12 protein-coding genes are annotated in these 23,685 nt (G+C 61.2%); 7 read left to right on the forward strand and 5 right to left on the reverse strand.

Annotation, left to right across the window (positions count from 1 at the left end; translation table 11 throughout):
* Positions 1–1,208 precede the first annotated feature (1,208 nt).
* Positions 1,209–4,265 carry a TonB-dependent receptor gene (locus AC3IQ7_RS06545; protein ID WP_489208658.1) on the forward strand — a complete coding sequence of 1,019 codons (3,057 nt, stop codon included), beginning with the start codon at positions 1,209–1,211 and terminating at the stop codon, positions 4,263–4,265.
* A 254-nt stretch (positions 4,266–4,519) separates the two neighbouring features.
* Here the strand turns inward: AC3IQ7_RS06545 and AC3IQ7_RS06550 are convergent, their stop codons facing one another.
* The gene (locus tag AC3IQ7_RS06550) at positions 4,520–5,245 is read right to left on the reverse strand and encodes a 16S rRNA (uracil(1498)-N(3))-methyltransferase (RefSeq protein ID WP_489208659.1); all 726 of its coding nucleotides are present in this window, start codon (positions 5,243–5,245) and stop codon (positions 4,520–4,522) included.
* 188 nt (positions 5,246–5,433) lie between these two features.
* Here AC3IQ7_RS06550 and tkt point away from each other — a divergent pair, with 188 nt between their 5' ends.
* The gene (gene tkt / locus AC3IQ7_RS06555) at positions 5,434–7,431 is read left to right on the forward strand and encodes a transketolase (protein ID WP_099379390.1); all 1,998 of its coding nucleotides are present in this window, start codon (positions 5,434–5,436) and stop codon (positions 7,429–7,431) included.
* 78 nt (positions 7,432–7,509) lie between these two features.
* Positions 7,510–8,520 carry a type I glyceraldehyde-3-phosphate dehydrogenase gene (gap, locus tag AC3IQ7_RS06560; RefSeq protein WP_010395244.1) on the forward strand — a complete coding sequence of 337 codons (1,011 nt, stop codon included), beginning with the start codon at positions 7,510–7,512 and terminating at the stop codon, positions 8,518–8,520.
* A 66-nt stretch (positions 8,521–8,586) separates the two neighbouring features.
* On the opposite strand, the gene AC3IQ7_RS06565 is transcribed toward gap, so the two are convergent.
* The 3 genes from AC3IQ7_RS06565 to glnE all read right to left on the reverse strand — a co-directional run bounded on the left by AC3IQ7_RS06565 (position 8,587) and on the right by glnE (position 12,462).
* A complete protein-coding gene (locus tag AC3IQ7_RS06565) occupies positions 8,587–8,781 on the reverse strand; it encodes a hypothetical protein (RefSeq protein WP_099379391.1) in 195 nt (64 codons plus the stop codon).
* 137 nt (positions 8,782–8,918) lie between these two features.
* Positions 8,919–9,695, reverse strand: coding sequence for a YoaK family protein (locus AC3IQ7_RS06570; protein ID WP_099379392.1), 777 nt, complete (start codon positions 9,693–9,695; stop codon positions 8,919–8,921).
* Between the two features lie 13 nt (positions 9,696–9,708).
* The gene (gene glnE / locus AC3IQ7_RS06575; protein ID WP_489208660.1) at positions 9,709–12,462 is read right to left on the reverse strand and encodes a bifunctional [glutamate--ammonia ligase]-adenylyl-L-tyrosine phosphorylase/[glutamate--ammonia-ligase] adenylyltransferase; all 2,754 of its coding nucleotides are present in this window, start codon (positions 12,460–12,462) and stop codon (positions 9,709–9,711) included.
* 259 nt (positions 12,463–12,721) lie between these two features.
* Between glnE and AC3IQ7_RS06580 the strand changes: the two genes are divergently transcribed.
* The 3 genes from AC3IQ7_RS06580 to tldD are packed head-to-tail and all read left to right on the forward strand — an operon-like array spanning position 12,722 to position 19,195.
* A complete protein-coding gene (locus AC3IQ7_RS06580) occupies positions 12,722–16,882 on the forward strand; it encodes a YhdP family protein (RefSeq protein ID WP_489208661.1) in 4,161 nt (1,386 codons plus the stop codon).
* 30 nt (positions 16,883–16,912) lie between these two features.
* Positions 16,913–17,713: a carbon-nitrogen hydrolase family protein gene (locus AC3IQ7_RS06585; RefSeq protein WP_099379394.1), complete on the forward strand. Its 801-nt coding sequence runs from the start codon at positions 16,913–16,915 to the stop codon at positions 17,711–17,713.
* A 21-nt stretch (positions 17,714–17,734) separates the two neighbouring features.
* Complete coding sequence (tldD, locus tag AC3IQ7_RS06590; protein ID WP_099379395.1) at positions 17,735–19,195, forward strand: metalloprotease TldD; 1,461 nt, start codon at positions 17,735–17,737, stop codon at positions 19,193–19,195.
* 70 nt (positions 19,196–19,265) lie between these two features.
* Here the strand turns inward: tldD and AC3IQ7_RS06595 are convergent, their stop codons facing one another.
* Positions 19,266–22,112: a TonB-dependent receptor gene (locus tag AC3IQ7_RS06595; RefSeq protein WP_489208662.1), complete on the reverse strand. Its 2,847-nt coding sequence runs from the start codon at positions 22,110–22,112 to the stop codon at positions 19,266–19,268.
* Positions 22,113–22,618: 506 nt separating this feature from the next.
* Here AC3IQ7_RS06595 and aroG point away from each other — a divergent pair.
* On the forward strand, positions 22,619–23,683 hold the full coding sequence (gene aroG, locus AC3IQ7_RS06600) for a 3-deoxy-7-phosphoheptulonate synthase AroG (RefSeq protein WP_086146852.1): 1,065 nt from the start codon (positions 22,619–22,621) through the stop codon (positions 23,681–23,683).
* Positions 23,684–23,685: the final 2 nt, after the last annotated feature.

Here is a 23,685-nt window from a genome sequence, read left to right on the forward strand (position 1 = left end):
TGCGCCGCCAAGGCTGGCATTTTCAATGCGATAGGCTGACTCTGTCTGAACGATTGATGGCCGGGTTTCTTGCCTGTTTTTAAATATTGCTCATTTTGCGCATGGGGTGATTTTTGAAAGATCAAATTACATACGTCCGTGCTCTAGCTGATCGGAAGATTGTTGAAGCAGCCAGAAGAAACTGAATATAAATGTATAGGCAAATTCTGGCTTTTCTTGCCAAGTTGAATGGACAAGGAGCGCTGCAGCCATGCGGGGAGGGGGGATTTTCCGCAGCTTCGGGAGGGATGCCATCGTGGCGTGGCGGGGCAACGTGTTGCCGGCACTGCCACATTTTACCTTGGCGCACGGGCAGGAGCCTGCGAACTGGCAGCCTTCATCAAAGCCTGATTTTTATTTCAAATTATTGCGTGTAATAACTGTAGATGTTATTTGATGCGATTCTCATCGATTGATGAGGTCATTGCATTTTTGAGTTATTTTTTTTGATTGTTCAGATATGGTTTTTTTGATGGTGCTGACTTTTTTATTTCGTGGAAATTGAATGCGGACTGTGTTTCTATTTATTCTTTATTTTGGTATTGAATATAAAAACTTTTCTTCAAGAGTTTAGTAGTAATTGATGTATGTAATAACTTATATTCAAACATGTAGATACTCTTGAAATGTGAGCATACAATGTAATTGAAAACTTCAAATTTGAATAGTTCAATTCCATGTGGTGTTGTCAATCTGCAACAGGCCTGCGACCATCCCGCATGCTCGAAACAGGCCATTTCAAGGGCTACAGCTGCGCCATCGCAAAGATTTAAGGTGTCGGGCATGCGCGCGAGGGACACACAACAGCTTGGGTTTTTAAACAATGATTTTTCGCATATTAATATGCATTTTTTTTGCAGCGCATCAAATTGGTGCATTGCCGCACAATCTTGGACGCCTTTGCCATTTTTCGGCTCTATTCATTTTGTTGTATCTTTGCATCATATTTTTCTACTATGTTGACAGTGAACAATCGCATATGGTTTTATGTATCGCTTAGGCAAGTAGGTTTTTCCTGTTTTGTCTGAAGCCTGTCCTATCAGTGGCGGGGGAGTGTCAAGTCATCAAAAAACTAAAACCGGAAATAAAAACGTATTAAACATGATTTAGTGCTTAAATTTACCAAGCAGCTCTACCAGAGACGCTTAATCTAATAATTAGGAAACCACATGTTGAGAAAAACTGTTTTAGTACGTGCGCTGGCGCTGGCGTTCAGCGCAGGAGCCATGTCCACGATGGTCGTTGCGCCTGTCATGGCACAGTCGAACGCATCCGGTACGATTTACGGTACGGTTGAAGCGCCTGCCGGCACGACCGTGTCGCTGCAAAATCTGGATACCGGACTGAAGCGTACCGTTGCGGTAGAGGCCAGTGGTCGCTACACGGTCACGGCATTGCCTATCGGTCACTACAAAGTTGAGTTGATTCGCGACGGCAAAGTTATCGAATCGAAGGAAACGGATGTTGTGATTGGCCAGGGTGTGGATGCATCCTTTGGTTCCAAAGTACAGGCCGTGCAAGTGACTGGCCGCCGTAATCGTATCGATGTCTCGAATACCAATAATGGCGCGATCTTCACCGCGAAGGAACTGGATAAGTTGCCAGTTGCTACGAACTTGAGTTCGATCATTTTGCTGGCGCCGAACACCACGCGTGCTGATTCCGCTTATGGCGGCACGAGTATCGGCGGCGGCGGCGCATCGGAAAATGCGTTCTATGTCAACGGTTTCCCCGTCACCAACCCGCTGACTCAGCTTGGCTCGTCGGAATTGCCGTTTGGTGCGATTGCTCAAGCGCAAGTGCTGACCGGTGGTTTCGGTGCGGAATTCGGCCGCTCCATCGGTGGCGTGCTCAACGTCACGACCAAGAGCGGTACCAATAATTGGGAGTTTGGCGCAACAGCTGCCATTACGCCAAACTCGATGCGTTCGGATTCCAAGAATATCTACTATCCAAACACGGGCGTGAATCCGGATACGGATGGCAAGCTGCATTTCCGCCGTGACACCAGCCAGAGCACGCAGAACTACTACGGCGCGTATGTGGGTGGCCCGATCGTGGAAGATAAACTGTTCATGTTTGTCGCCGTGGATCAAACCGCGACCAAGACCGGCATCGCCAACAGCACTGCCAGCACCACCCTGGCGCGCGATGGCTGGGCCGACCGCCGTGTCGAGCAAACCCGCTACCTGGCCAAATTTGACTGGAATATCACCGATAACCATCGCCTGGAATGGACTTCGATCGGCGATACCACCAAAGACCGCCAGCGTGCGTATGGTTTGGACACCGACACGTTCAAGTCGACCGGCGTCAAGTACTCGGAACAGAACGACAAGAACGGCGGCGGTAACGGTGCCGAGTCGAATGCGCTGAAGTACACGGGCCAACTCACCGACGATCTGGTCTTCACGACCTTGTACGGTATCTCCAAGGCACCGCGCAGCACCACGTACGAAGACTATGACGTGAACGGCATCTTGCGTTCGGTCACTTCCACCGTGGCTGGTCGTGTACCAGAGCTTGACGCACAGAACCTGTACCGCAACTACCAAAAATATTCGGGTGCGACCGGTAACATCACCAAGCCTGGTAGCGATAAGGTGAAATCCTTCCGTGCCGACTTGGAATACAAGCTGGGTAGCCATACCCTGCGTGTCGGTGTCGATCACAACGAAATCGATTCCGTTAACGCTGGCCAGTTCCGTGCTGGTGGCGGTTCGTGGAGCTATCGTACCGTAGGCTTGGCAAATGCCAATAAACCGGTCAACCTGTCGGGCGGTCGTCCTGGCGTGGTCGGTGATTTCGGTGGTTACGGCACGCGCGGTTTCTACGCACGCCTGTCGGACTTCTCCAGCGTGACGGATGCTTCGGCAACCCAATCGGCGCAATACCTGGAAGATCGTTATCAAGTCACCAAGAATTTGCTGATCACGGCTGGTTTGCGTAATGAGCAATACACCAACAAAAACGGCGACGGCGAGAAGTTCATCGATGTGAAAAACCAGATCGCTCCGCGTCTGGCCGCATCGTGGGACGTCTTTGGCGACGCTTCGATGAAGGTATTTGGTAGCGCCGGTCGTTATCACCTGCAATTGCCTACCCAGGTAGCTGCACGTGCCGCCAGCCGTTCGACCTTGATTACGCAAGACTTTACCTATACCGGTATCGACGCTCAAGGCCAGCCTACCGGCCTGGTTGCCATCAATACCCCGATCTCGCCAGACAATGAATACGGCCAACGCAAGGACGTGCGCAGTGTTGTTGTCAAAGATCTCAAGCCTAACTACCAGGATGAAATCACGCTGGGCTTTGAAAAGGCTTACAACCCTAGCCTGAACTTTGGCGCCAAGGCGACGTACCGTAAACTGGGCGCCGGTATCGATGATAGCTGCGATACCCGTCCGCTGCGCGCGTATGCTGCCAAAAACGGCATTCCTGTTTCCGCTACGGATATTCCTTGCTTCATCTTCAATCCGGGCGAAGATGCAACGGTATGGCTGAACGGTTCCGATGGCAGCGGCCGCTATGTGCACCTGTCGAAAGAAGAACTGGGCTTCCCGAAAGTGAAACGTACGTACGCTGCTCTGGACGTGTTTGCCGAACATCCATTCCGCAATGGCTGGTATGGCAAGATCAACTACACGTGGTCGCGTAGCTACGGCAACATGGAAGGTCAAACCCGTTCCGATACCGGTCAAACCGACGTTGGTACCTCGGCTGGTTGGGACTTCCCTGAGTTCACTCCGGATTCGATGGGCTTGCTGCCGAACGATCGTCGTCATCAGTTGAAAGCATTCGGCTACTACGAGTTCACTAACGAGTGGTCGGTTGGCGCCAATCTGTTGATCCAATCGGGTCGTCCGAAAACTTGCTTGGGCACCAACCCGGTTGCCGATGCTGGCGAAGACAATCCATTCGGCGGTCCTGGCTACGGCGCAGAGTACTACTTCTGCGGCGGCAAACCGACCCCACGTGGCAGCCTTGGCCGTATGCCATACGAGAAGCGCCTGGACATGAACGTGGCCTACAAGCCATCGATACTGAAAGGTGTCGAGTTCAAAGTTGACGTGTTCAACGTGACCAACTCGCAAACGGCAACGGCTCGTCAAGAAACCTACGACGATGGCACCGGTACCGGCACTCTGGCTAACTACGACGAATACCGTACCCTGCAGGCAGCACGCACGGTCAAATTGTCGGTCGAGTACAACCACAAGTTCTGATGCAACCCGACAGCTTGAGTTGACCTTTTGGTTGGCTTGACTGTTCAGCCAGCGTCCTGCGCAAGCGGTTCGCTGGCAAAAGAAAACACCCCGCAAGTGGCGACACTTGCGGGGTATTTTTTTTGCATGCGCTTTGTGCCGCCGCCTGCCATGGGTGCCGCGCTGACGGGGTACGGAGATGATGCGTCAATGAGGCAGAGAGGCAAAGAGGCAAATGCTTGCCGCAGCCAGAAAAACGCAGGCATGGCTTGTTTCTACATCCCGCCCCACAAGGCACTCAGCGTGGCCAGCGCCGTCAGACCCGCCGTTTCCGTGCGCAGGATGCGCGGGCCCATGCTCAAGCCGATGGCGCCGGCGGCCAGGGCCGCCTTTTCTTCCGCTTCCGAAAACCCGCCTTCCGGGCCCACCATCACGGTGATCGCCTGCGGCGGCTGGTGGCGGGCCCAGTCGGCCAGCGATTGCTCTGCGCGTGGCGTCAAAATGATGCGTTTATGCAAATCTTGCTGGCGGCTCCAGTTATTAAAATCTTGCAATGGCGCCAACTGCGCCAGGCGGTTGCGCCCGCTTTGTTCCGACGCGGAAACGATAATGCCTTGCCAATGCGCGAGTTTTTTCTCGGCCCGTTCGGCGGACAGGCGCACGACGCAGCGCTGCGCCGACAGCGGCACGATGCCCGCCGCGCCCAGTTCGATGGCTTTTTCGATGATCCAGTCCATTTTGGACGCTTCCGGTAAGGCCTGCGCCAGGGTCACGGCGTAGGGCAGCTCCGCTTCGCGCGCCACGTGCGTCTGGATTTCCGCTGTCACGCTGCGCTTGGCAACCGTCACCAGGCTCGCCTGCACTTCGCCCCCTTCGCCATTGAACAGGGTGATGAGGTCGCCCGGCGCCAGGCGCACGACCTGGATATGGTGGGCGACAGCCTCCGGCAGGGCGATGGTGGTGCCGGCAACGAGCGGCTGGGGGCAGAAAAAACGCGGCATGCAAATCCTCAACGGGGGTATAAGTGGGGTGGAAAGACGTCAAAGTATAGCCATTTGGCGGGCCAGTACGCCGCAATTCTAATTTGCGGCCCCCCAGTCTGGTAAAATACTTGACCACAGAAAGCAGCCGGCTTCCCTGTCCGTGCTGTTGCAAACGAATCCCAAACTCGCGACTGACCCACACCACCATGACAACTACGCTCCCGACTACCAAAATGGCCAATGCGATCCGCGCACTGGCAATGGACGCTGTACAAAAGGCCAACTCCGGCCATCCAGGCATGCCGATGGGCATGGCCGAGATCGCAGTTGCTCTGTGGAGTGGTCACTACCGCCACAATCCCGCGAATCCAAAATGGCAGAACCGCGACCGTTTCCTGTTGTCGAACGGCCATGGCTCGATGCTGCACTACGCGCTGCTGCACCTGACCGGCTACGAGCTGTCGATGGATGACATCAAGGCGTTCCGCCAGATGCATTCGAAAACCCCGGGCCACCCGGAAGTCGATATCACGCCGGGCATTGAGACGACCACCGGCCCGCTGGGCCAGGGCATCGCCAACGCCGTCGGCATGGCCCTGTCGGAGCAATTGCTGGCTGCTGAATTCAACAAACCTGGCTACGACATCGTCAACCACTACACCTACGCCTTCGTCGGCGATGGTTGCCTGATGGAAGGTATTTCGCACGAAGTGTGCGCGCTGGCCGGCACCCTGGGCTTGAACAAACTGATCGCCCTGTACGATGACAACGGCATTTCCATCGACGGCAAAGTCGAAGGCTGGTTCACGGACGACACCCCGGCGCGCTTCGAAGCGTACGGCTGGAACGTCATCCGCGCCGTCGATGGCCACGATGTTGCCGCCGTGGCTGCCGCCATCGCCGCCGCCAAGACCGCATCGAAGCCAACCCTGATCTGCTGCAAGACCATCATCGGCAAGGGTTCGCCGAACCTGCAAGGCGGCGACAAGGTCCACGGCGCCGCGCTGGGCGACAAGGAAATCGCTGCCGTACGCGAATACATCGGCTGGGATGCCGCACCGTTCGAGATGCCGGCCGACGTGTACGCTGCCTGGGATGCCAAGAAGCAAGGCGCCCTGCTGGAAGCGGACTGGAACGAGCGTTTCGCCGCCTACGGCCGTGAATTCCCGCAGCAAGCTGCGGAACTGAGCCGCCGCATGCAGGGTGAGCTGCCTGCTGCATTTGAAACGGCGCTGTCGGCCGCGATCGCTTCCTGCGTCGAGAAAAAAGAAAACATCGCCACCCGCAAGGCCAGCCAGAACGCCATCCAGGCGCTGGCTTCGTCCCTGCCGGAATTCCTCGGCGGCTCGGCCGACCTGACCGGTTCGAACCTGACCAACTGGAAAGAATGCGTGGCCGTGCGTTCGGGCCAGCCTGGCAACCACATCAACTACGGCGTGCGTGAATTCGGCATGAGCGCCATCATGAACGGCATCACCCTGCACGGCGGCTACATCCCGTTCGGCGCCACGTTCCTGACGTTCTCGGACTACAGCCGCAATGCCCTGCGCATGGCCGCCCTGATGAAACTGCGTTCGATCTTCGTGTTTACCCACGACTCGATCGGCCTGGGCGAAGACGGCCCGACGCACCAATCGGTCGAGCATGTCTCGTCGATGCGTCTGATCCCGAACCTGGACAACTGGCGTCCATGCGACACCGTCGAGTCGGCTGCTGCCTGGGGCGCCGCCGTGCGCCGCAAGGATGGCCCGTCGACCCTGATCTTCTCGCGCCAGAACCTGCCGTACCAGGAGCGTAGCGCCGAACAGATCGAGAACATCTACCGCGGCGGCTATGTGCTGAACGACGTGGCAGACGCCAAGGCGATCCTGATCGCCACCGGTTCCGAAGTGGAACTGGCCGTTGCCGCCGCCAGCGCGCTGGCTGCCGAAGGCATCAACGTGCGCGTGGTGTCGATGCCGTCGACCGACGTGTATGACCGCCAGGACGCCGCCTACAAGGCCAGCGTGCTGACCCGCGGCGTGCCGCGCGTGGCCATCGAAGCGGGCGTGACCAGCTTCTGGTACAAATACGTGGGCCTGGAAGGCGCCGTGGTCGGTATCGACACGTTTGGCGAATCGGCGCCTGCCGGCGTGCTGTTCAAGCACTTCGGCTTCACGGTCGAGAACGTCGTAGCCAAGGTTAAAGCCGTTATCGCTGGCTAATATTGATTTTGAGCAGACCCTGGCCATGTGCTGGCCGGGGGGCTGTGCTGATACCTTTTTTTTAATCAGGAGCAGAGTATGACGATCAAAGTTGCAATCAATGGCTACGGCCGCATCGGCCGTAATGTATTGCGCGCTTTCTACGAAGGCGGCAAGAAACAGGATATCCAGATCGTTGCCATCAACGACCTGGGCGATGCCAAATCGAACGCCCACCTGACCCGCTACGACACCGCGCACGGCAAGTTCCCGGGCACGGTCACCGTCGAAGGCGACAACATGATCGTCAATGGCGATCCGATCCGCGTATTCGCACAGCGCAATCCTGCTGAAATTCCATGGGGCGAGCTGGGCGTGGACGTCGTGCTGGAATGCACGGGTTTCTTCACCACCAAAGAGAAAGCTTCGGCTCACTTGAAGGGCGGCGCGAAAAAAGTCATCATTTCGGCACCAGGCGGCAAGGACGTCGACGCGACCGTCGTGTTCGGCGTGAACCACTCCGTGCTGAAATCGACCGATACCGTCATTTCGAACGCTTCGTGCACCACCAACTGCCTGGCACCGCTGGTCAAGCCACTCAACGACGCCATCGGCATCGAAACGGGCCTGATGACCACCGTGCACGCCTACACCAACGACCAGGTGCTGTCCGACGTGATGCATGAAGACCTGCGTCGCGCCCGTTCGGCCACCATGAGCATGATCCCGACCAAGACGGGCGCCGCTGCCGCCGTGGGCCTGGTCCTGCCTGAGCTGAATGGCAAGCTGGACGGTTTCGCCATCCGCGTACCGACCATCAACGTGTCGCTGGTCGACCTGTCGTTCATCGCCAAGCGCGACACCACCGTGGAAGAAGTCAACGCCCTGATGAAGGCCGCTTCGGAAGGCGCCCTGGAAGGCATCCTGACGTACCAGACCGAACCGCTGGTGTCGATCGACTTCAACCACAACCCGGCTTCGTCGAACTTCGATTCGACCCTGACCAAAGTGTCGGGCCGTCTGGTGAAAGTATCGTCGTGGTACGACAACGAGTGGGGTTTCTCGAACCGCATGCTTGACACCACCGTTGCACTGATGTCGGCCAAGTAATTTTTTGACCGCATAAGAAAAAAACGCCCTTCGGGGCGTTTTTTTTCGTCTGTTGCTTTCGTCCGCTTACTCAGGATCGACGTTGGCGCACTGTGCGTACCAGAGTTCGCAGTCATTGTTATTGCCCTGATAGCAACTGTTCAAGAGATAGTTGCACGTATCTGGCGGTCTGCGTGCATGTTCGGTCGCGTTGCTGGCAAACGAGGCGGCGATGCCGACGGCAGCGGCAAAGACAAACAGAGCTTTTTTGATGGAAATCATTTTTCTCGCTTTCACAATTGGACAACGGTAGGGTGTCAAATCAAAAGGCCGCACGGCAGACAGTATGTGTCAACCAAGCGCAAGAAAATATTATCATTAAAGCCAGATTTATATTGCTTTTAAGAAAAATATTTTTATTAACGCTGCCTGTACAGGCGGCGCCGGTAGAAGCGCCACAGCAGGCGCAAGTCGCGCAGCACGGGCACGCCCGACAGCAGGGTCAGTACGCCGGCAAGCAGGATGGTGGCGGCGGGAAAGCCGATGTGCTTGAAGGCCAGGGCGCCGCTGACGCCGCCGATGAAGAAGCAGGCGATCAGCAGGCTGTGGGTTCTCAGCTTGCCGCGGTTGACCTTCACCATGCGGTCCGGCAGGTGGCGCCGGTTGTAATACGCCATCTTGCCCAGCTCGATGCCGATGTCGGTCGACAGGCCCGTTACGTGGGTGGTGCGGATGACGGCGCCCGAAATCTTGGTGATGATGGCGTTTTGCAAACCCATGACAAAGCACAGCAGCAAGATGGTGACGGGACCCAGCACGTCGGGCATGGTGGCCAGGTAATTGCCCGTCAAGCCGAACAGCAGTAACAAGGCCGCTTCCAGCAGCAGGCTGGCGGCAAACTGGCTGTGCAGCCGGCGCCGCTTGCCCCAGTTCACCATGATGGCCGTCACGGCCGCGCCGCTGACAAAGGCCAGCCACGCGCCCAGCGCAGCCAGCGCCAGCGTGATATTGCCCAGTGCCAGGTCGTCCGCCATGCCCGAGACGATGCCCGTCATGTGCGAGGTATAGCCGCCGATGGCGAGAAAGCCGCCCGCATTCACGGCGCCGGCCACCAGCGCCAGCACACAGCCCAGCTGCAGATTGGCTTGCGTATCGCGTGCCGATCCGCTCAGGCGCGACAGGTAATGGAGCGGCATCTTCGGGCCGGCCTCAGGCGGTGGCACCAAAGATGGCTTGCCACAGGCGCATGACGTTGTCCGCATGCGCGCGCACGCGCTCCGGTTCCACGCGCGCCAGGTCTTGCCCCTGCAGGCGCAGCTGGTGCTGCAGTTTGCGCAGCGCGCGGTAGGCGTCGGCGACCAGGGCGGCGAGCTGGGCATCGATCAACCCCAGCTCGCCGCACAGGCGCAGCAGGGCGATATTGCCCGAGTTGGCCGTCAGCTGCGGATACTGCGCCGCATGCTGCAGCACCAGATATTGCACCATGAACTCGATGTCGATCATGCCGCCTGGATCCTGTTTCAGATCAAAGCTGCCGGGGCGGGGCGGGTGGGCGTCCAGCATTTTCTTGCGCATGGCCACCACTTCGCCCTGGAGCGGACCGTTTTCCGGCCGTTCCTTGCGCAGGATCGTGTCGCGGATGCGCTCGAAATGCTTGCCGATGCTGACGTCGCCGGCGCAGAAGCGCGCGCGCGTGAGCGCCTGGTGTTCCCACACCCAGGCTGCGCTGCCCTGGTAGCGCTCGAAGGCCTGCACGCTGGAGACCAGCATGCCCGAGGCGCCGTCGGGGCGCAGGGCTATGTCGATGTCGAACAGGATGCCGGCCGAGGTGTGCGAGGTCATCCAGGTAATGAAGCGCTGCGCCAGCTTGGCGTACAGGCCGGGCGCTTCCTGGTCGTCGTCGTCAAAGAGGAAGATGACGTCGAGGTCCGAGACATAGCCCAGTTCCTTGCCGCCCAGCTTGCCATACGCGATGACGGCGAATTTCGGCACCTCGCGGTGGCGCGTCGGTAACGTTTGCCAGACGGCTTGCACGGTGGCGGCGACGATGATGTCGGCCAGCTGCGACAGGTAGTCGGCCAGCTTTTCCACGCTCAGGTCACCCGCCAGGTCTTGCGCCAGGCACTGGAACAGCTGCGCATGGTGTGTTTCGCGCAGGATATCCATCTGCCGCTCCGTGTCGCCGGGCGCGTCGTCAAGCTGGCGCTGCAGGTCGAGCGCCAGCGCGGCCGGGTCCGGCACCGAGTTGCGGATGCGTTCGTCCAGCAGTTCATCGAGCAAAATCGGATGTTGCGTGAGGAAGGTGGCGGCCCAGCCGCTGGCGCACACCATGCGCACGACGCGCTCGAGCGTATGTGGATACTCTGTCAACAATGACAGATAGGCCGAGCGGCGCGCAATCGCTTCCAGGAAATCGAGCAGCCGGCCCAGGGTGGCCAGCTGGCTGGCATTACCATTGGACACGGAGCAATCGGTGATCAGGGGCAGGGCGGAATTGACGAGGGCGACGAGGCGCGTGCGGCTCGCCTCGGGCAACGATTGCAAACGGGGCGCCTGCCACGTGGCCAGCAGGCGGTGCGCACAGGCGGCCGGTTCATGGAAACCCAGGGCGGCAAAGCGCGCCTCGATGGCTTCCTGCTGGTCCGAGGCGGCGCAGTCGTTCGACGTCTGCGGGTCGATGCCCGTGTCGGCCGGCGGCGTGCCGCTGCTCTTGTCGCTGAACATTTCGTCAAACTGGCCGGCGACAAACACGCGGTGCGCTTCCAGCTGGGCCAGCAAGGTGGGCGTGTCGGGCAAGCCCATCATCTGCGCCACGGTGAGGCGGTCGGCGTCGTTGGCGGGCAGGGTGTGGGTTTGCGCATCGTCAAGATACTGCAGCCGATGTTCGAGGTTGCGCAGGAAAGTGTAGGAGCCGAGCAGTTGTTCCACGATGGCCGGTTCCAGCAAACCCTTGTCTGCCACCGTGCGCAGGGTGGCGCGCGTGGAACGTTCGCGCAGTTCGGCGTCGCGCCCGCCCCGTATCAACTGAAACACTTGCGCGAGGAATTCGATTTCGCGGATGCCGCCGCGGCCCAGCTTGACGTTGTTGCTGCGGTCCGGGTGCAAGCGCTCCTGGCGGTTGACCTCGGTGCGGATCTGGCCATGCATGGTGCGGATGGCGTCGATGACGCCGAAATCGAGGTAGCGGCGGAAGACGAACGGGCGCACGATGGCGTCGAGCGAAGCGATGTCCTCGGCCTTGCCCGTCACGGCGCGCGCCTTGACCCAGGCATAGCGCTCCCATTCGCGGCCCTGCACGATCAGGTATTGCTCCACCATGCTGAGGCTGGCGGCCAGCGGACCCGAGTTGCCGTTCGGACGCAAGGCCATGTCCACGCGGAAAGTAAAACCGTCTTGCGTGATCTCGGCCAGGGCGGCGATCAGTTTCTTGCCCATGCGAATGAAAAACTCGTGGTTGGACAGGCTGCGCTGGCCCGGCACGGTGACGTGCGTGTCGCCATCTTCCGGATACACAAAGATCAGGTCGATATCCGACGAAACGTTGAGTTCGCCGCCGCCTTGCTTGCCCATCGCCAACACCATCAAGGCCTGTTCCTCGCCCGATTCCTCGCCGACCGGCATGCCGTGCAGGGCCACCATCTCGGCCATGATGGCGTCCACATGCGTGCGGATGGCGAAATCGGCAAAGTCTGTCATGGCCGTGACGACTTCGTTCAAGTCGGCCTGGCCGTCAAGATCGCGCGCGATCAGGCCGCAGACGAGCAGGTTGCGCAGGCGGCGCATGGCCCGCTCGGGCGGCAGCGGCGGCGTGGCGGCGTTCGCCTGGGCGGCCAACTCGGCGGCAAAGTCGAGCTTGTCCAGCGGCGCGCGCACCAGTTGCGCTACCTGCGCGGCGCGCTCGGGGGCGGCGTCCAGCCAGCGCTGGTAGAAACGGGAGGCGGAGATCAAAGGCTGTGTACTCATGGTATCGGTAACTGTCTCGTGGATGCTGCGTGCATGTTCTTGTTTAACTTGGCTGCGAATGGCGGGGGATGCGGTAAAATTGTGCCGCTGGCCGAATGCCGCCGGCAGTACGTGCTCTTCCGGACGATGGTAAGGGAGGCTTTGCTCAGACGCAAGCGCGAGGATGCAGGCGCGCACCACGAATGCAGACGATTTTTGCCATTATTTGACGCCGGGCCAGTTTATTAGCTTATTGATGCAAAAACCGCCAGAAGCAAGCGTGACAGAACATGTGCCATTGGCCCTGCGCTGGCAGCGGCTGCGTGCCGCCTATCGCATGGCCAACCTGGCCACCCACCATGTATTGGGTTTTACCATCAAACTGGTGCTGCTGGCGTATTTTGCCTTCGCCGTGCTGTTTTTATTCCTGCGCTACGCCATCTTGCCGAATATCGATTATTACAAAGGCGATATCGAGCGGGCGGCCAGCCGCGCGCTGGGCAACCCTGTCAGTATCGCGCGCATTTATGCTTCCTGGCATGGCGTGCGGCCGAATCTCTTCCTCGGCGACGTGACCCTGCGCGACCAGGCGGGGCGCCAGGCGTTGAGCCTGCCGAGCATTTCGGCCACCGTGTCGTGGTGGAGCGTGCTCGGTTCCGTGCGTTTTACTACCCTGGAAATTACGCGGCCCGATCTGGACGTGCGGCGCAGCATGGATGGCAAGCTGTATGTGGCCGGCGTGTTGATCGACAGCACGCAAGGGAGCGATGGCAAGGGCGCCGACTGGCTGCTGTCGCAGCATGACATCATCATTCGCGACGGCAAGGTGCGCTGGACGGACGAAGCGCGCGGCACGCCCGAGCTGGCTTTAACCCAGGTCAACTTGCTGCTGCGCAACCGCTGGCGCAGCCACCGGCTGGGCTTGCAAGCCATGCCGCCCGCCAGCCTGGCCGCGCCCATCGATGTGCGCGCCCACTTCACGCATCCGCCTTTCAGCACGCGTATCTCGGATGTGTCGATGTGGAAAGGCGAGCTGTATGCCGACCTGAAAAACGCCGACCTGGCAGCCTGGCGTCGCTACCTCGACTATCCGTTCGAGCTGAGCCAGGGCAAGGGCGCCCTGCGCGCCTGGTTGAGCCTGGATCACGCGCGCTTGGCCGGCTTCACGGCCGACGTGGGCTTGACGGATGTGCAGGCGCAGCTGGGCGAGCATATCGCGCCGCTCGATCTGCTGTCGGTCAGCGGGCGCATTTCGGCCAAAGAAGAGCTGTCGGCGCAGGTGCCGGACGGCAAGCCGACGTTTGGCGCGAATGGTCACCAGGTCGAGCTGACGAATTTCGCGGTGGAAACACGCGATGGCCTCAGCCTGCCGCCGACGACCTTGTCCGAGCGTTTCATTGCCGCCACGAAGCGCAAGCCGGCGCGCACGGAAATCACGGCCAAGTCGCTTGATTTGCAAACCCTGGCCGCGCTGGCCGACAAGCTGCCGCTGGGCGAGCAGCAGCGCCAGCGCCTCGACGCCCTGGCGCCGCGTGGGCGCTTGCAGGATTTTTCGGCGCAGTGGGAAGGCGAGATGGCGACACCGGCCAGCTACCGATTGCGCGGCAAGCTCATCGACCTGGGCCTCAATGCCCAGCCGGCGCGCCTGGCCGTGGCGAAGACGGCGGGCAGCCCCGCGCAGGCGGCCGCACCGGCCATTCCCGGCTTCGATAAACTCAGCGGCAGCATCGACGCCAACGACAAGGGCGGCAGCATCAATATCGATGCGCAAGACCTGGTGCTGCAGTTTCCATCGTACCTGAGTGAACCGGCCATGCCGTTCGAACAGTTCGCCATGCAGGCGCGCTGGACGTTTGAAGCGGCCAATATGCTGCAAGTCGAGCTGGACAAGCTCGATTTCAACCAGCAAGGCTTGCGCGTTGCCTTGCAAGGCACGCACCGCCTGCCGCTCGACGGCAAGAACCTGGGCCAGATCGACCTCACGGGCACGATCGACAATTTCCAGATCAACACCATCGGCCGCTACCTGCCGCTGCAAACGCCCGAGCACCTGCGCCACTGGTTGACGGGGGCGCTGGAAGGCGGCGTGGCGCGCGATGTCAGCCTGCGCCTGCGCGGCGAACTCGAGCATTTCCCCTTCAAGGCCGACACCCCCGTCCAGCGCAATCGCGGCGACTTCCGCGTGGCCGGCAAGCTCGAGAATGGGACCCTGAACTACGCGCCCGGCGAATTTGCGGAAAGCGGCCCGCTGGCCGGCAAGGCGCCCCTGTGGCCGCAGGCGGACAAGATCAAGGGCAGTTTCGTGTTCGAACGGGCGCGCATGGAAATCCGCGGCGACACGGCCACCACGGGCGGCGTGGCCTTGACGAATGTCAAAGCCGTGATCCCGGATTTGACCGTGTTCGACACCCTGCTCGACATTGAAGGCAACGCGGCCGGCCCGATGCAGGAATTCCTCAAGTACGTAACGGCCAGCCCCGTACTGGGCTGGATCGAGCATTTCACGGATGAAACGACGGCGACGGGCAACGCCAAACTGGCCCTCAAGTTGCACTTGCCAATAGAACGCATGCTTGAGTCGACCGTGCAGGGCAGCTTGCAGCTGGCGGGCAACGACGTGGTGCTGTTCCACGACATGCCACCCGTGCTGGGCACGCAGGGCAAGATCGAATTCAATGAAAAGGGCGTCAACCTGAATGGCTTGAGCGGCAGCCTGCTGGGCGGTCCTCTGGCCATCTCGGGCGGTACGCAGGCGGACAATTCCATCCAGGTCAAGATTGCAGGCAACATGACCATCGACGGCTTGCGCAAGACGTATCCGGCGCCCGTGCTGCAGCGCCTGGCGAAACATTTGAATGGCGGTGCGCGCTATAGCGGCCTGATCACGGCGCGCGACCACCAGGTGGTGGTCAATGTCGAGTCGCCGCTGACGGGCCTGGGGCTGGATTTCCCCGCCCCCCTGAAAAAGCCGGCCGGCGACAGCCTGCCCGTGAAATTCACCTTGACGGGCAATGCGGCCAACGGCGCGGGCTTGCGCACGGACGATATCCGCATCGCGCTGGGCTCCGGCATCGCTGCGCGCTACCAGCGCCAGAAGCAGGGCAAGGATGCCTGGCGACTGGTGCGCGGCGGCATCGGCGTGAACGTGCCGGCGCCGGAACCGGACAGCGGCATGATGTTCAACGTCAACATGAAAACCCTGGACGTGGACAGCTGGATTGCCGCCGGCAGCGAGATCGCCGGCAGCGGCGCGGCCCCTGCCGACAGCGGCGCCGCCGACGATGCGCCCGATATTGCCCAATACGTGGTGCCGGACATGATGGCGGCCCGCGCCAGCGAACTGATGCTGGGCGAGCGCAAGCTGGAAAACGTGGTCGTGGGCGCCACGCACCAGAAGGATGTGTGGCAAGCCAATATTGATGCGAAACAAGTGTCCGGCTATGTGACGTGGCTGGAAACGCCGTCCGGCCTGGGCAAGATGACGGCGCGCCTGTCGTCCCTGATCATTCCGGAGTCGGCTGCCAACGACGTGAAAAATTTACTGGAGGGAAAGAGTGGCGCCCAGTCGATCCCCTCGCTCGATATCGTTGCCGAGCAATTCGAGCTGTTCAACAAGAAGATTGGCCGCTTGGAGTTGCAAGCATATAACACCATGGCGGCGGGCGGGCGCGAGTGGCGCGTGGGCAAGCTGCAACTGTCGAATCCCGATGGCGCCCTGAGCGGCAATGGCAAATGGGTCATCAAGGATGGGCAAAGCACGACCAGCCTGCGTTTCGGCCTCGATATCGTCGATGCGGGCAAGCTGCTCGACCGTTTCGGCTTTGCCGACACGGTGCGCCGCGGCAAGGGCCGCCTGAGCGGCGACATCGCCTGGAATGGCTTGCCGTACTCGCTCGACATTCCCACCCTGTCGGGGCAGATCGAGATGAACGTGGAATCGGGCCAGTTCCTCAAGCAGGATCCGGGCGCGGCCAAGCTGTTGGGCGTGCTCAGCCTGCAAGCCTTGCCCCGCTTGCTGAAACTCGATTTCCACGACGTATTTTCCGAAGGCCTGGCCTTCGACGGCATCACGGCCAACGCCAGCATCAAGCGCGGCGTGGTGAGCACCGATAACCTCAAGATGCACGGCGTGGCGGCAACCGTGCTGATGGATGGCACGGCCGATATCGCCAATGAAACGACGAATCTGCACGTGGTGGTGATCCCGGAATTTAACCTGGGTACGGGGCCGCTCGTCTACGCGCTGGCCGTCAACCCCGTCATCGGCCTGGGTAGTTTCCTGGCGCAATTGTTCCTGCGCGCCCCCGTGATGAAGGCGCTCACCTATCACATGCAGATCGCCGGCCCGTGGAAAGCGCCCGTCGTGACCAAGCTCGATGGTGGTAAATTGGACCCTGTCGCCGTGCCTGCCGCCGCAGCGGTGGAGGCCGTGGCGAAATAGGCGAGGCGTTCGAATGGAGAAAAGGTGGCAATGATGCATACAGTCGCAGCAGTACAAATGATTTCCTCGCCTTCCGTGGAAGACAACCTGGCCACGGCGCGGCGCCTGGTGGCGCAGGCCGCCGCCGCTGGCGCGCAACTGGTGGTGCTGCCCGAATACTGGGCCATCATGGGCAAGCAGGAAACGGACAAGCTGGCCCATGCGGAACAGCCCGGCAGCGGTCCCATCCAGGATGGCATGGCGCAGATGGCGCGCCAGCACGGCATCTGGCTGATCGGCGGCACCTTGCCCCTGATTTCCGGCGAAGAGGGCAAGGTCCTCAATACCACGCTGGTGTACGACCCGCAAGGCGAACCGGCGGGCCGCTACGACAAGATCCATTTGTTCGGTTTTACGCGCGGCGCCGAGTCGTACAATGAATCGCGCACCATCGTGCCGGGCGCGCAGGTGCGCTCGATCGAGACGCCGTTCGGCCGGGTCGGCCTGTCCATCTGCTATGACCTGCGTTTTCCCGAACTGTACCGCGCCATGGGCGATTGCGCACTGATCGTCGTGCCGGCCGCGTTTACCCACACGACGGGCAGCGCCCATTGGGAGGTGCTGCTGCGCGCGCGCGCCATCGAAAACCAGTGCTATGTGCTGGCCTCGGCGCAGGGCGGGCTGCATCCGAACGGCCGCCGCACCTGGGGCCACAGTATGCTGATCGACCCGTGGGGCGAAGTGAAAGCCGTGTTGCCCGAAGGCGAGGGCGTGGTCAGCGGCGAGATCGACCTGCTGTTTTTGGCCGGCGTGCGCGAGTCGCTGCCGGCTCTGGCGCATCGGACGATGTGAATTGAATTGTGAGAAAGAGCCATGATCCCATTTGAACCCAATCTGTCCAGCCTGGCCGTGGCGCGCGATATCCTGCTCACGCCGTTTGGCCTGGACGAAGACAAGCTGTTGAAAGCCCTGGGCACGATGTTTACGCACAAGGTCGACTATGCCGACCTGTACTTCCAGTCGACCAGGAGCGAAGGCTGGAGCCTGGAAGAGGGCATCGTCAAGACGGGCAGTTTTTCCATCGACCAGGGCGTGGGCGTGCGCGCCGTGTCTGGCGACAAGACGGCGTTTGCGTACTCCGACGACATTTCCGAGCGGGCCCTGCTGGAAGCGGCGGCGGCCACGCGCACGATTGCGCGCGCCGGCGCCGGCAAAATCAAGATTGCGGGCCAGATGCAGCCGCAGGGTGGACGTTCCTTGTACCTGCCCAACGATCCGCTCGCCTCGCTGGACGCCACGGCCAAGGTGCAATTGCTTGAACGCGTGGAAAAGATGGCGCGGGCGAAAGATCCCCGGGTGGTGCAAGTGATGGCGGGCCTGGCCGGTGAATACGATGTAGTGCTGGTGCTGCGCAGCGACGGCGTGCTGGCGGCCGACATCCGTCCGCTGGTGCGCGTCTCGCTGACCGTGATCGCGGAACAGAATGGCCGCCGCGAAACGGGCTCGGCCGGTGGCGGCGGGCGTTTCAGCTATGACTATTTCAGCGATGCCGTGCTGGAACAATACGCGACGGACGCCGTCAATTCGGCGCTGGTGAACCTGGAAGCGCGCCCGGCGCCTGCCGGCCCCATGACCATCGTGCTGGGCCCTGGCTGGCCCGGCATCCTGCTGCACGAAGCGATCGGCCATGGCCTGGAAGGCGATTTCAACCGCAAGGGTTCGTCCGCATTTTCCGGGTGCATCGGCGAGCGCGTTGCCGCCAAGGGCGTCACCGTGGTCGACGACGGCACGCTGGCTGGCCGGCGCGGTTCCCTGAATATCGATGATGAGGGCAACCCCACGCAGTGCACGACCCTGATCGAGGATGGCATCCTGAAGGGGTACATCCAGGACACCATGAATGCGCGCCTGATGAAGATGCCCGTGACGGGCAATGCGCGCCGCGAATCGTTCGCCCACCTGCCCATGCCGCGCATGACGAACACGTATATGCTGGGCGGCGACAAGGATCCGGGCGAGATCCTCGCATCCGTCAAGAACGGCTTGTATGCCGTCAACTTCGGCGGCGGCCAGGTCGACATCACGAATGGCAAGTTCGTCTTTTCGGCCAGCGAAGCGTACATGATCGAAAACGGCAAGCTCAGCTACCCTGTGAAGGGCGCCACCCTGATCGGCAACGGCCCTGACGTGCTCAACCGCGTTTCCATGATCGGCAACGACATGCGCCTGGACTCGGGCGTCGGCGTGTGCGGCAAGGAAGGGCAAAGCGTGCCCGTGGGCGTGGGGCAGCCGACCCTGCGCCTGGACGGTATTACCGTCGGCGGTACGGCGTAAGTGCTGAAGCAGGCATTTTAGGAGCCTGCAGTTCCTGAAATGCCCGGCACGTCCGGTACTTTGACGCATATCAGAACTTGTATTTCACCCCTGCACTGATATACCGTCCGGCCGCGCCCGCGTAGTCGAGCGGGTTGTAGCCCGTGGCGCCATAGGTCAGCGGGTCGAGCGGGGCGATCTTGTCGAACAGGTTTTGCACCGTCGCAAACACTTCCAGCTTGGGCGTGGCCAGCCAGCGGGCCGTCAGGTCCACCGTGGTGAACGAGGCGATGCGGCAACCGCGCGGCGCGTCCGTGCCATCGGCGAAATGTGTGGCGCAGCCGTCCGGGTCATTCTTGAACAGCACGTTATCGAGCGGCGCGCGGTAGTTGACGTTGGCCGTGACGCGCCAGTTCCGGCGTTCCCAGGTGGCGCCCAGGTTGATGCGGTCGTCCGGCGTGCCCATGCAGTTGGACACGTCGCAATTGCCGTGCGTGCCCGCAAAATCGCGCTGCGTGCCATCCTGTTCCGTGCGCAGCCATTTGTACAAGTGCGTCCATTTCAGGTCGAACACCAGGCTGCCATAGTCGTTGCCCAGGCTGAAGCGCTGGCGCGCGTCGATATCGATGCCGCGCACCGTCGTTTGCGCCGAATTCACATAATTGGCCAGCACGGCCGTGATGGCGCCCGGATCGCCGGCGATGCCGGTAGCCGTCGACGGGTCGCGCGCCACATGGCCTTCGGCGATGGCCGTGTCCGTTTGCTCCTGGTTGATTTCATTCTTGCGGCGGATTTGCCACAGGTCGACGGAAATGCTGGTGCGCGGTAGTGGATCCCACACGGCGCCCACGGAATAGCTGCGCGAACGCTCGGGCGACAGATTCGGATTGGGCGAGGTGATGACGGCGATGGAGGCCGGATCGCAAGCGACTTCCACGCCCAGCGCGCAGCGCAGCGGGTCGCTGGCGGTGGAGAACGCGGCCAGGCCGCCGACGCCGTTTTCTGCCGCGCTGGGTGCGCGGAAACCCTTGGCGAAGGTGCCGCGCAGGGCCAGTTCGCGCACGGGCGTCCATTTCACGCCCACTTTCGGCGTATAGGAATTGCCCACGTCGGTGAAATGGTCGGCGCGCAGGGCGCCCGACAGTTCCACGGTCTTCAGCACGGGCGCCAGCACCTCGGCATAGATGGCCGAGGCATTGCGGCTGCCCTTGTAGGCGGAATAGCCGAGGCCAATGATATTGCCCCGTTCCGTGCCCGTGGTGGGCTTGAGTTCCGTCGATTCGTGGCGGAATTCCGCGCCCACGGCCACGCCCAGGCCGCCGCCGTCGAGCTTGGCCACTTCGCGGCTGGCCTTGAAGTCGATTTGCGCGATATGCGTCTTGGCATCGTTCGAGATGCGCGGCGACAGGGCCGCGTACAGTTCGGCGGAATTGAGACCCGCGTTTTCGGCGATGCGCCACAGGCTGCCGGCCGGCAGGGCCGCATACGCGGGGTTCAGGCTGGCCGCCGCCACATTGCCGGCAGTGGGATTGAGCAAGGCGAAGGCGACGTCGCGCTGCAGGTAGCCGTCCAGGTCGTTCGACACCTTGTTTTGCGAGTACAGCAAGGCGCTGTCGATATCCCAGCCCGCTAGCGTGCCCTTGATGCCGGCGACAAAGCGCGTGAAGGTGGAGGTCACTTCCGACAGGCGCGGCCCCACATCGGCCGCCAGGTAGCGCAGCCGTGCCGCCGTGCCGAAATACGGATTGTCGGGGTGGGCGGCGCCCAGCGATACGCCTGCATTGCTGACGGGGCCGCCCGGGTAGCCGACCGAGCCGCTGACCGTCGAGGGCGTGGTGGCCGAGTGTGACTCGCTGTGATACACGTTCAGTTCGGCATATGTCTGCAGGGCCGGTGTCAGTTGCCAGGCGGCGCGGCCGAAGAAATTGATGTTCTTCTGCTTTGGCTGGATCTGGCCGTATTGCTGGGCAGCATCGGTGAGGCAGCCGCCGCCCGGATCGCCCTGCGGATGCGTGGTGAAGTTGCCGCAGGCGGCGCCGGGAAAGGTGCGCGTAAAGCCCGCACCGGCGAGGTTGCCGCGGTTGTAGTAGTCGAGCGTGTCGGGATTGCGCACATTGCCGTTGACGGCGCTGCCGGCCGCATTGTTGGTGGTGATGGCGCCCGCGCCGCTGAGCGACTCCTGCGCGCTGAAGCCCAGGTCGCGCAAGTCGCTGCGGCTGACGGCGCCCCGGCCGGCCCGGTCGCGGTTCCAGATGGCGGCCTTTTCGCTGTATTCGAGGTTCAGCAGCACGTTGTAGCGGTCGCTGTCGATGTCGCCGAAGCCGTGCGTGATGGCGGCGCGCGCATCGCGCCCGTCCCACTCCTTCGTCTTGCCATAATTGCCCTTGATGGCCGTGCCCTGGTAGTCGCGCCGCAGGATCACGTTGACGACGCCGGCGATGGCGTCCGAACCGTAGATGGCCGAGGCGCCGTCCTTGAGGATTTCCACCCGTTCCACCGCTTCCAGGGGAATGATGTTCAGGTCGGCAAACACTTTCTGGCCATCATCGGCCAGTCCATACGGCGCGACGCGGCGGCCATTCAGCAGCACCAGGGTCGAGGCCGTGCCCAGGCCCCGCAGCGACACGCCGGAGGCGCCGGCGGCAAAGCCGTTGCCGAAGGTGGTGGGCACGGAGCCCTGGTTGTCGACAGCCAGGGTTTGCAGCAGCTCGGCCACGCTGGACTTGCCCGATTTTTCAATGTCGGCCGCGCTCAGGGTTTGCACGGCCGACGCCGTTTCCGCCTGAGCGCGGCGGATGTTCGAGCCGGTGATTTCCACGCGGGCAATGGGCGCGGCGTCCTGCGCCAGGACGGGTAAGCTCAGCAGTGCACTGGCCAGCGCCAGGCCCAGTCCGGGTGGTGAAAAGGCGGCGGATTGCAAGGATGGTGTAGGGATCATGCGGTTCTCCGGAAAGGTCAGGCAGTCAAAGGTCGTCGATACGTCCTTGAGTTTTGTCCGTGCGGCGATGCCGGGAGTAGATCTAGATCAAGGAGTGTCCTGCTTGTCGTCGATAGAATGGCTGGCGTGGCGTGGTTGCCACGACGAGCACAGCGGTGGCGCCCGGTGCAGCGTCACAGCGAGATTCACGGCGCGCAACTTTTTATGCTTTTTTGCGGCTTATGCAGTGTAAAACGGCGGCGGTATGCGGCTTTGCCGACAAATATGCTTGCCAACCCTTGCAATTTAGGTTTATAGTCGTTCATCACTTACGGATGACTCGCATGTTCGCTCGCCACTTTTTTACCGCTTATTTTTACTTTAGCAATTCCAACCCAAAGGCGGTGGAGTAGCGGTCGGTTCACGTAGCAGCAAAACGAGATCCCAGCAAATTCTAAAAAACCGCCACTGATGGCGGTTTTTTTTTACCCAGATGTTTTACCCTTCCTTAAATTTTGGAGAAAATGATGCCCCGCACCGATGATTTGCGTATTCGCGAAATGAAGGAACTGACCCCGCCGTCCCACCTGATCCGCGAATTCGCCTGCTCGGAGCAAGCCGAACAGACCGCCGCCAGCGCCCGCATTGCCCTGCACCGTATCCTGCATGGCCAGGACGACCGCCTGATGGTCGTGATCGGCCCTTGCTCCATCCACGACACCAAGGCGGCGATGGAATATGCGCGCCTGCTGGTCAAGGAGCGCGCGCGTTTCGCGGGTGAACTGGAAATCGTCATGCGCGTCTACTTCGAGAAGCCGCGCACCACGGTGGGCTGGAAGGGCCTGATCAACGACCCGTACATGGACAACAGCTTCCGCATCAACGACGGCTTGCGCATGGCGCGCGAACTATTGCGCGATATCAATGAGCTGGGCTTGCCGGCCGGCACCGAGTTCCTCGACGTCATCAGCCCGCAATACATCGCCGACCTGATCAGCTGGGGCGCCATCGGCGCGCGCACGACGGAGTCGCAGGTGCACCGCGAGCTGGCGTCGGGATTGTCCTGTCCCGTCGGCTTCAAGAATGGCACGGACGGCAATGTGAAGATCGCCGTGGAAGCCATCAAGGCCGCCTCGCAGCCGCACCATTTTCTCTCCGTCACGAAGGGTGGCCACTCGGCCATCGTCTCGACCAATGGCAACGAGGATTGCCACATCATCTTGCGCGGCGGAAAAACCCCGAACTATGACGCGGCCAGCGTGGACGAGGCGTGCAAGGCCATCGCCGCACAAGGCCTGGCGGCGCGCCTGATGATCGACGCCTCGCATGCGAACAGCTCGAAAAAACCGGAAAACCAGATCCCCGTGTGCGCCGACATCGCCAGCCAGGTGGCAGGCGGCGATGGCCGCATCGTCGGCGTGATGGTGGAATCGCATCTGGTGGCGGGGCGCCAGGATTTGATTCCAGGCAAGGAATTGATCTATGGCCAGTCCGTCACGGACGGCTGCATCGACTGGAGCGCCAGCGTGGCCGTGCTGGAAAACCTGGCGGCGGCCGTCAAGCAGCGCCGCTTGCAGGGCGACGCGGAATAAAG

The organism is Janthinobacterium sp. GL_088, from assembly GCF_057837845.1.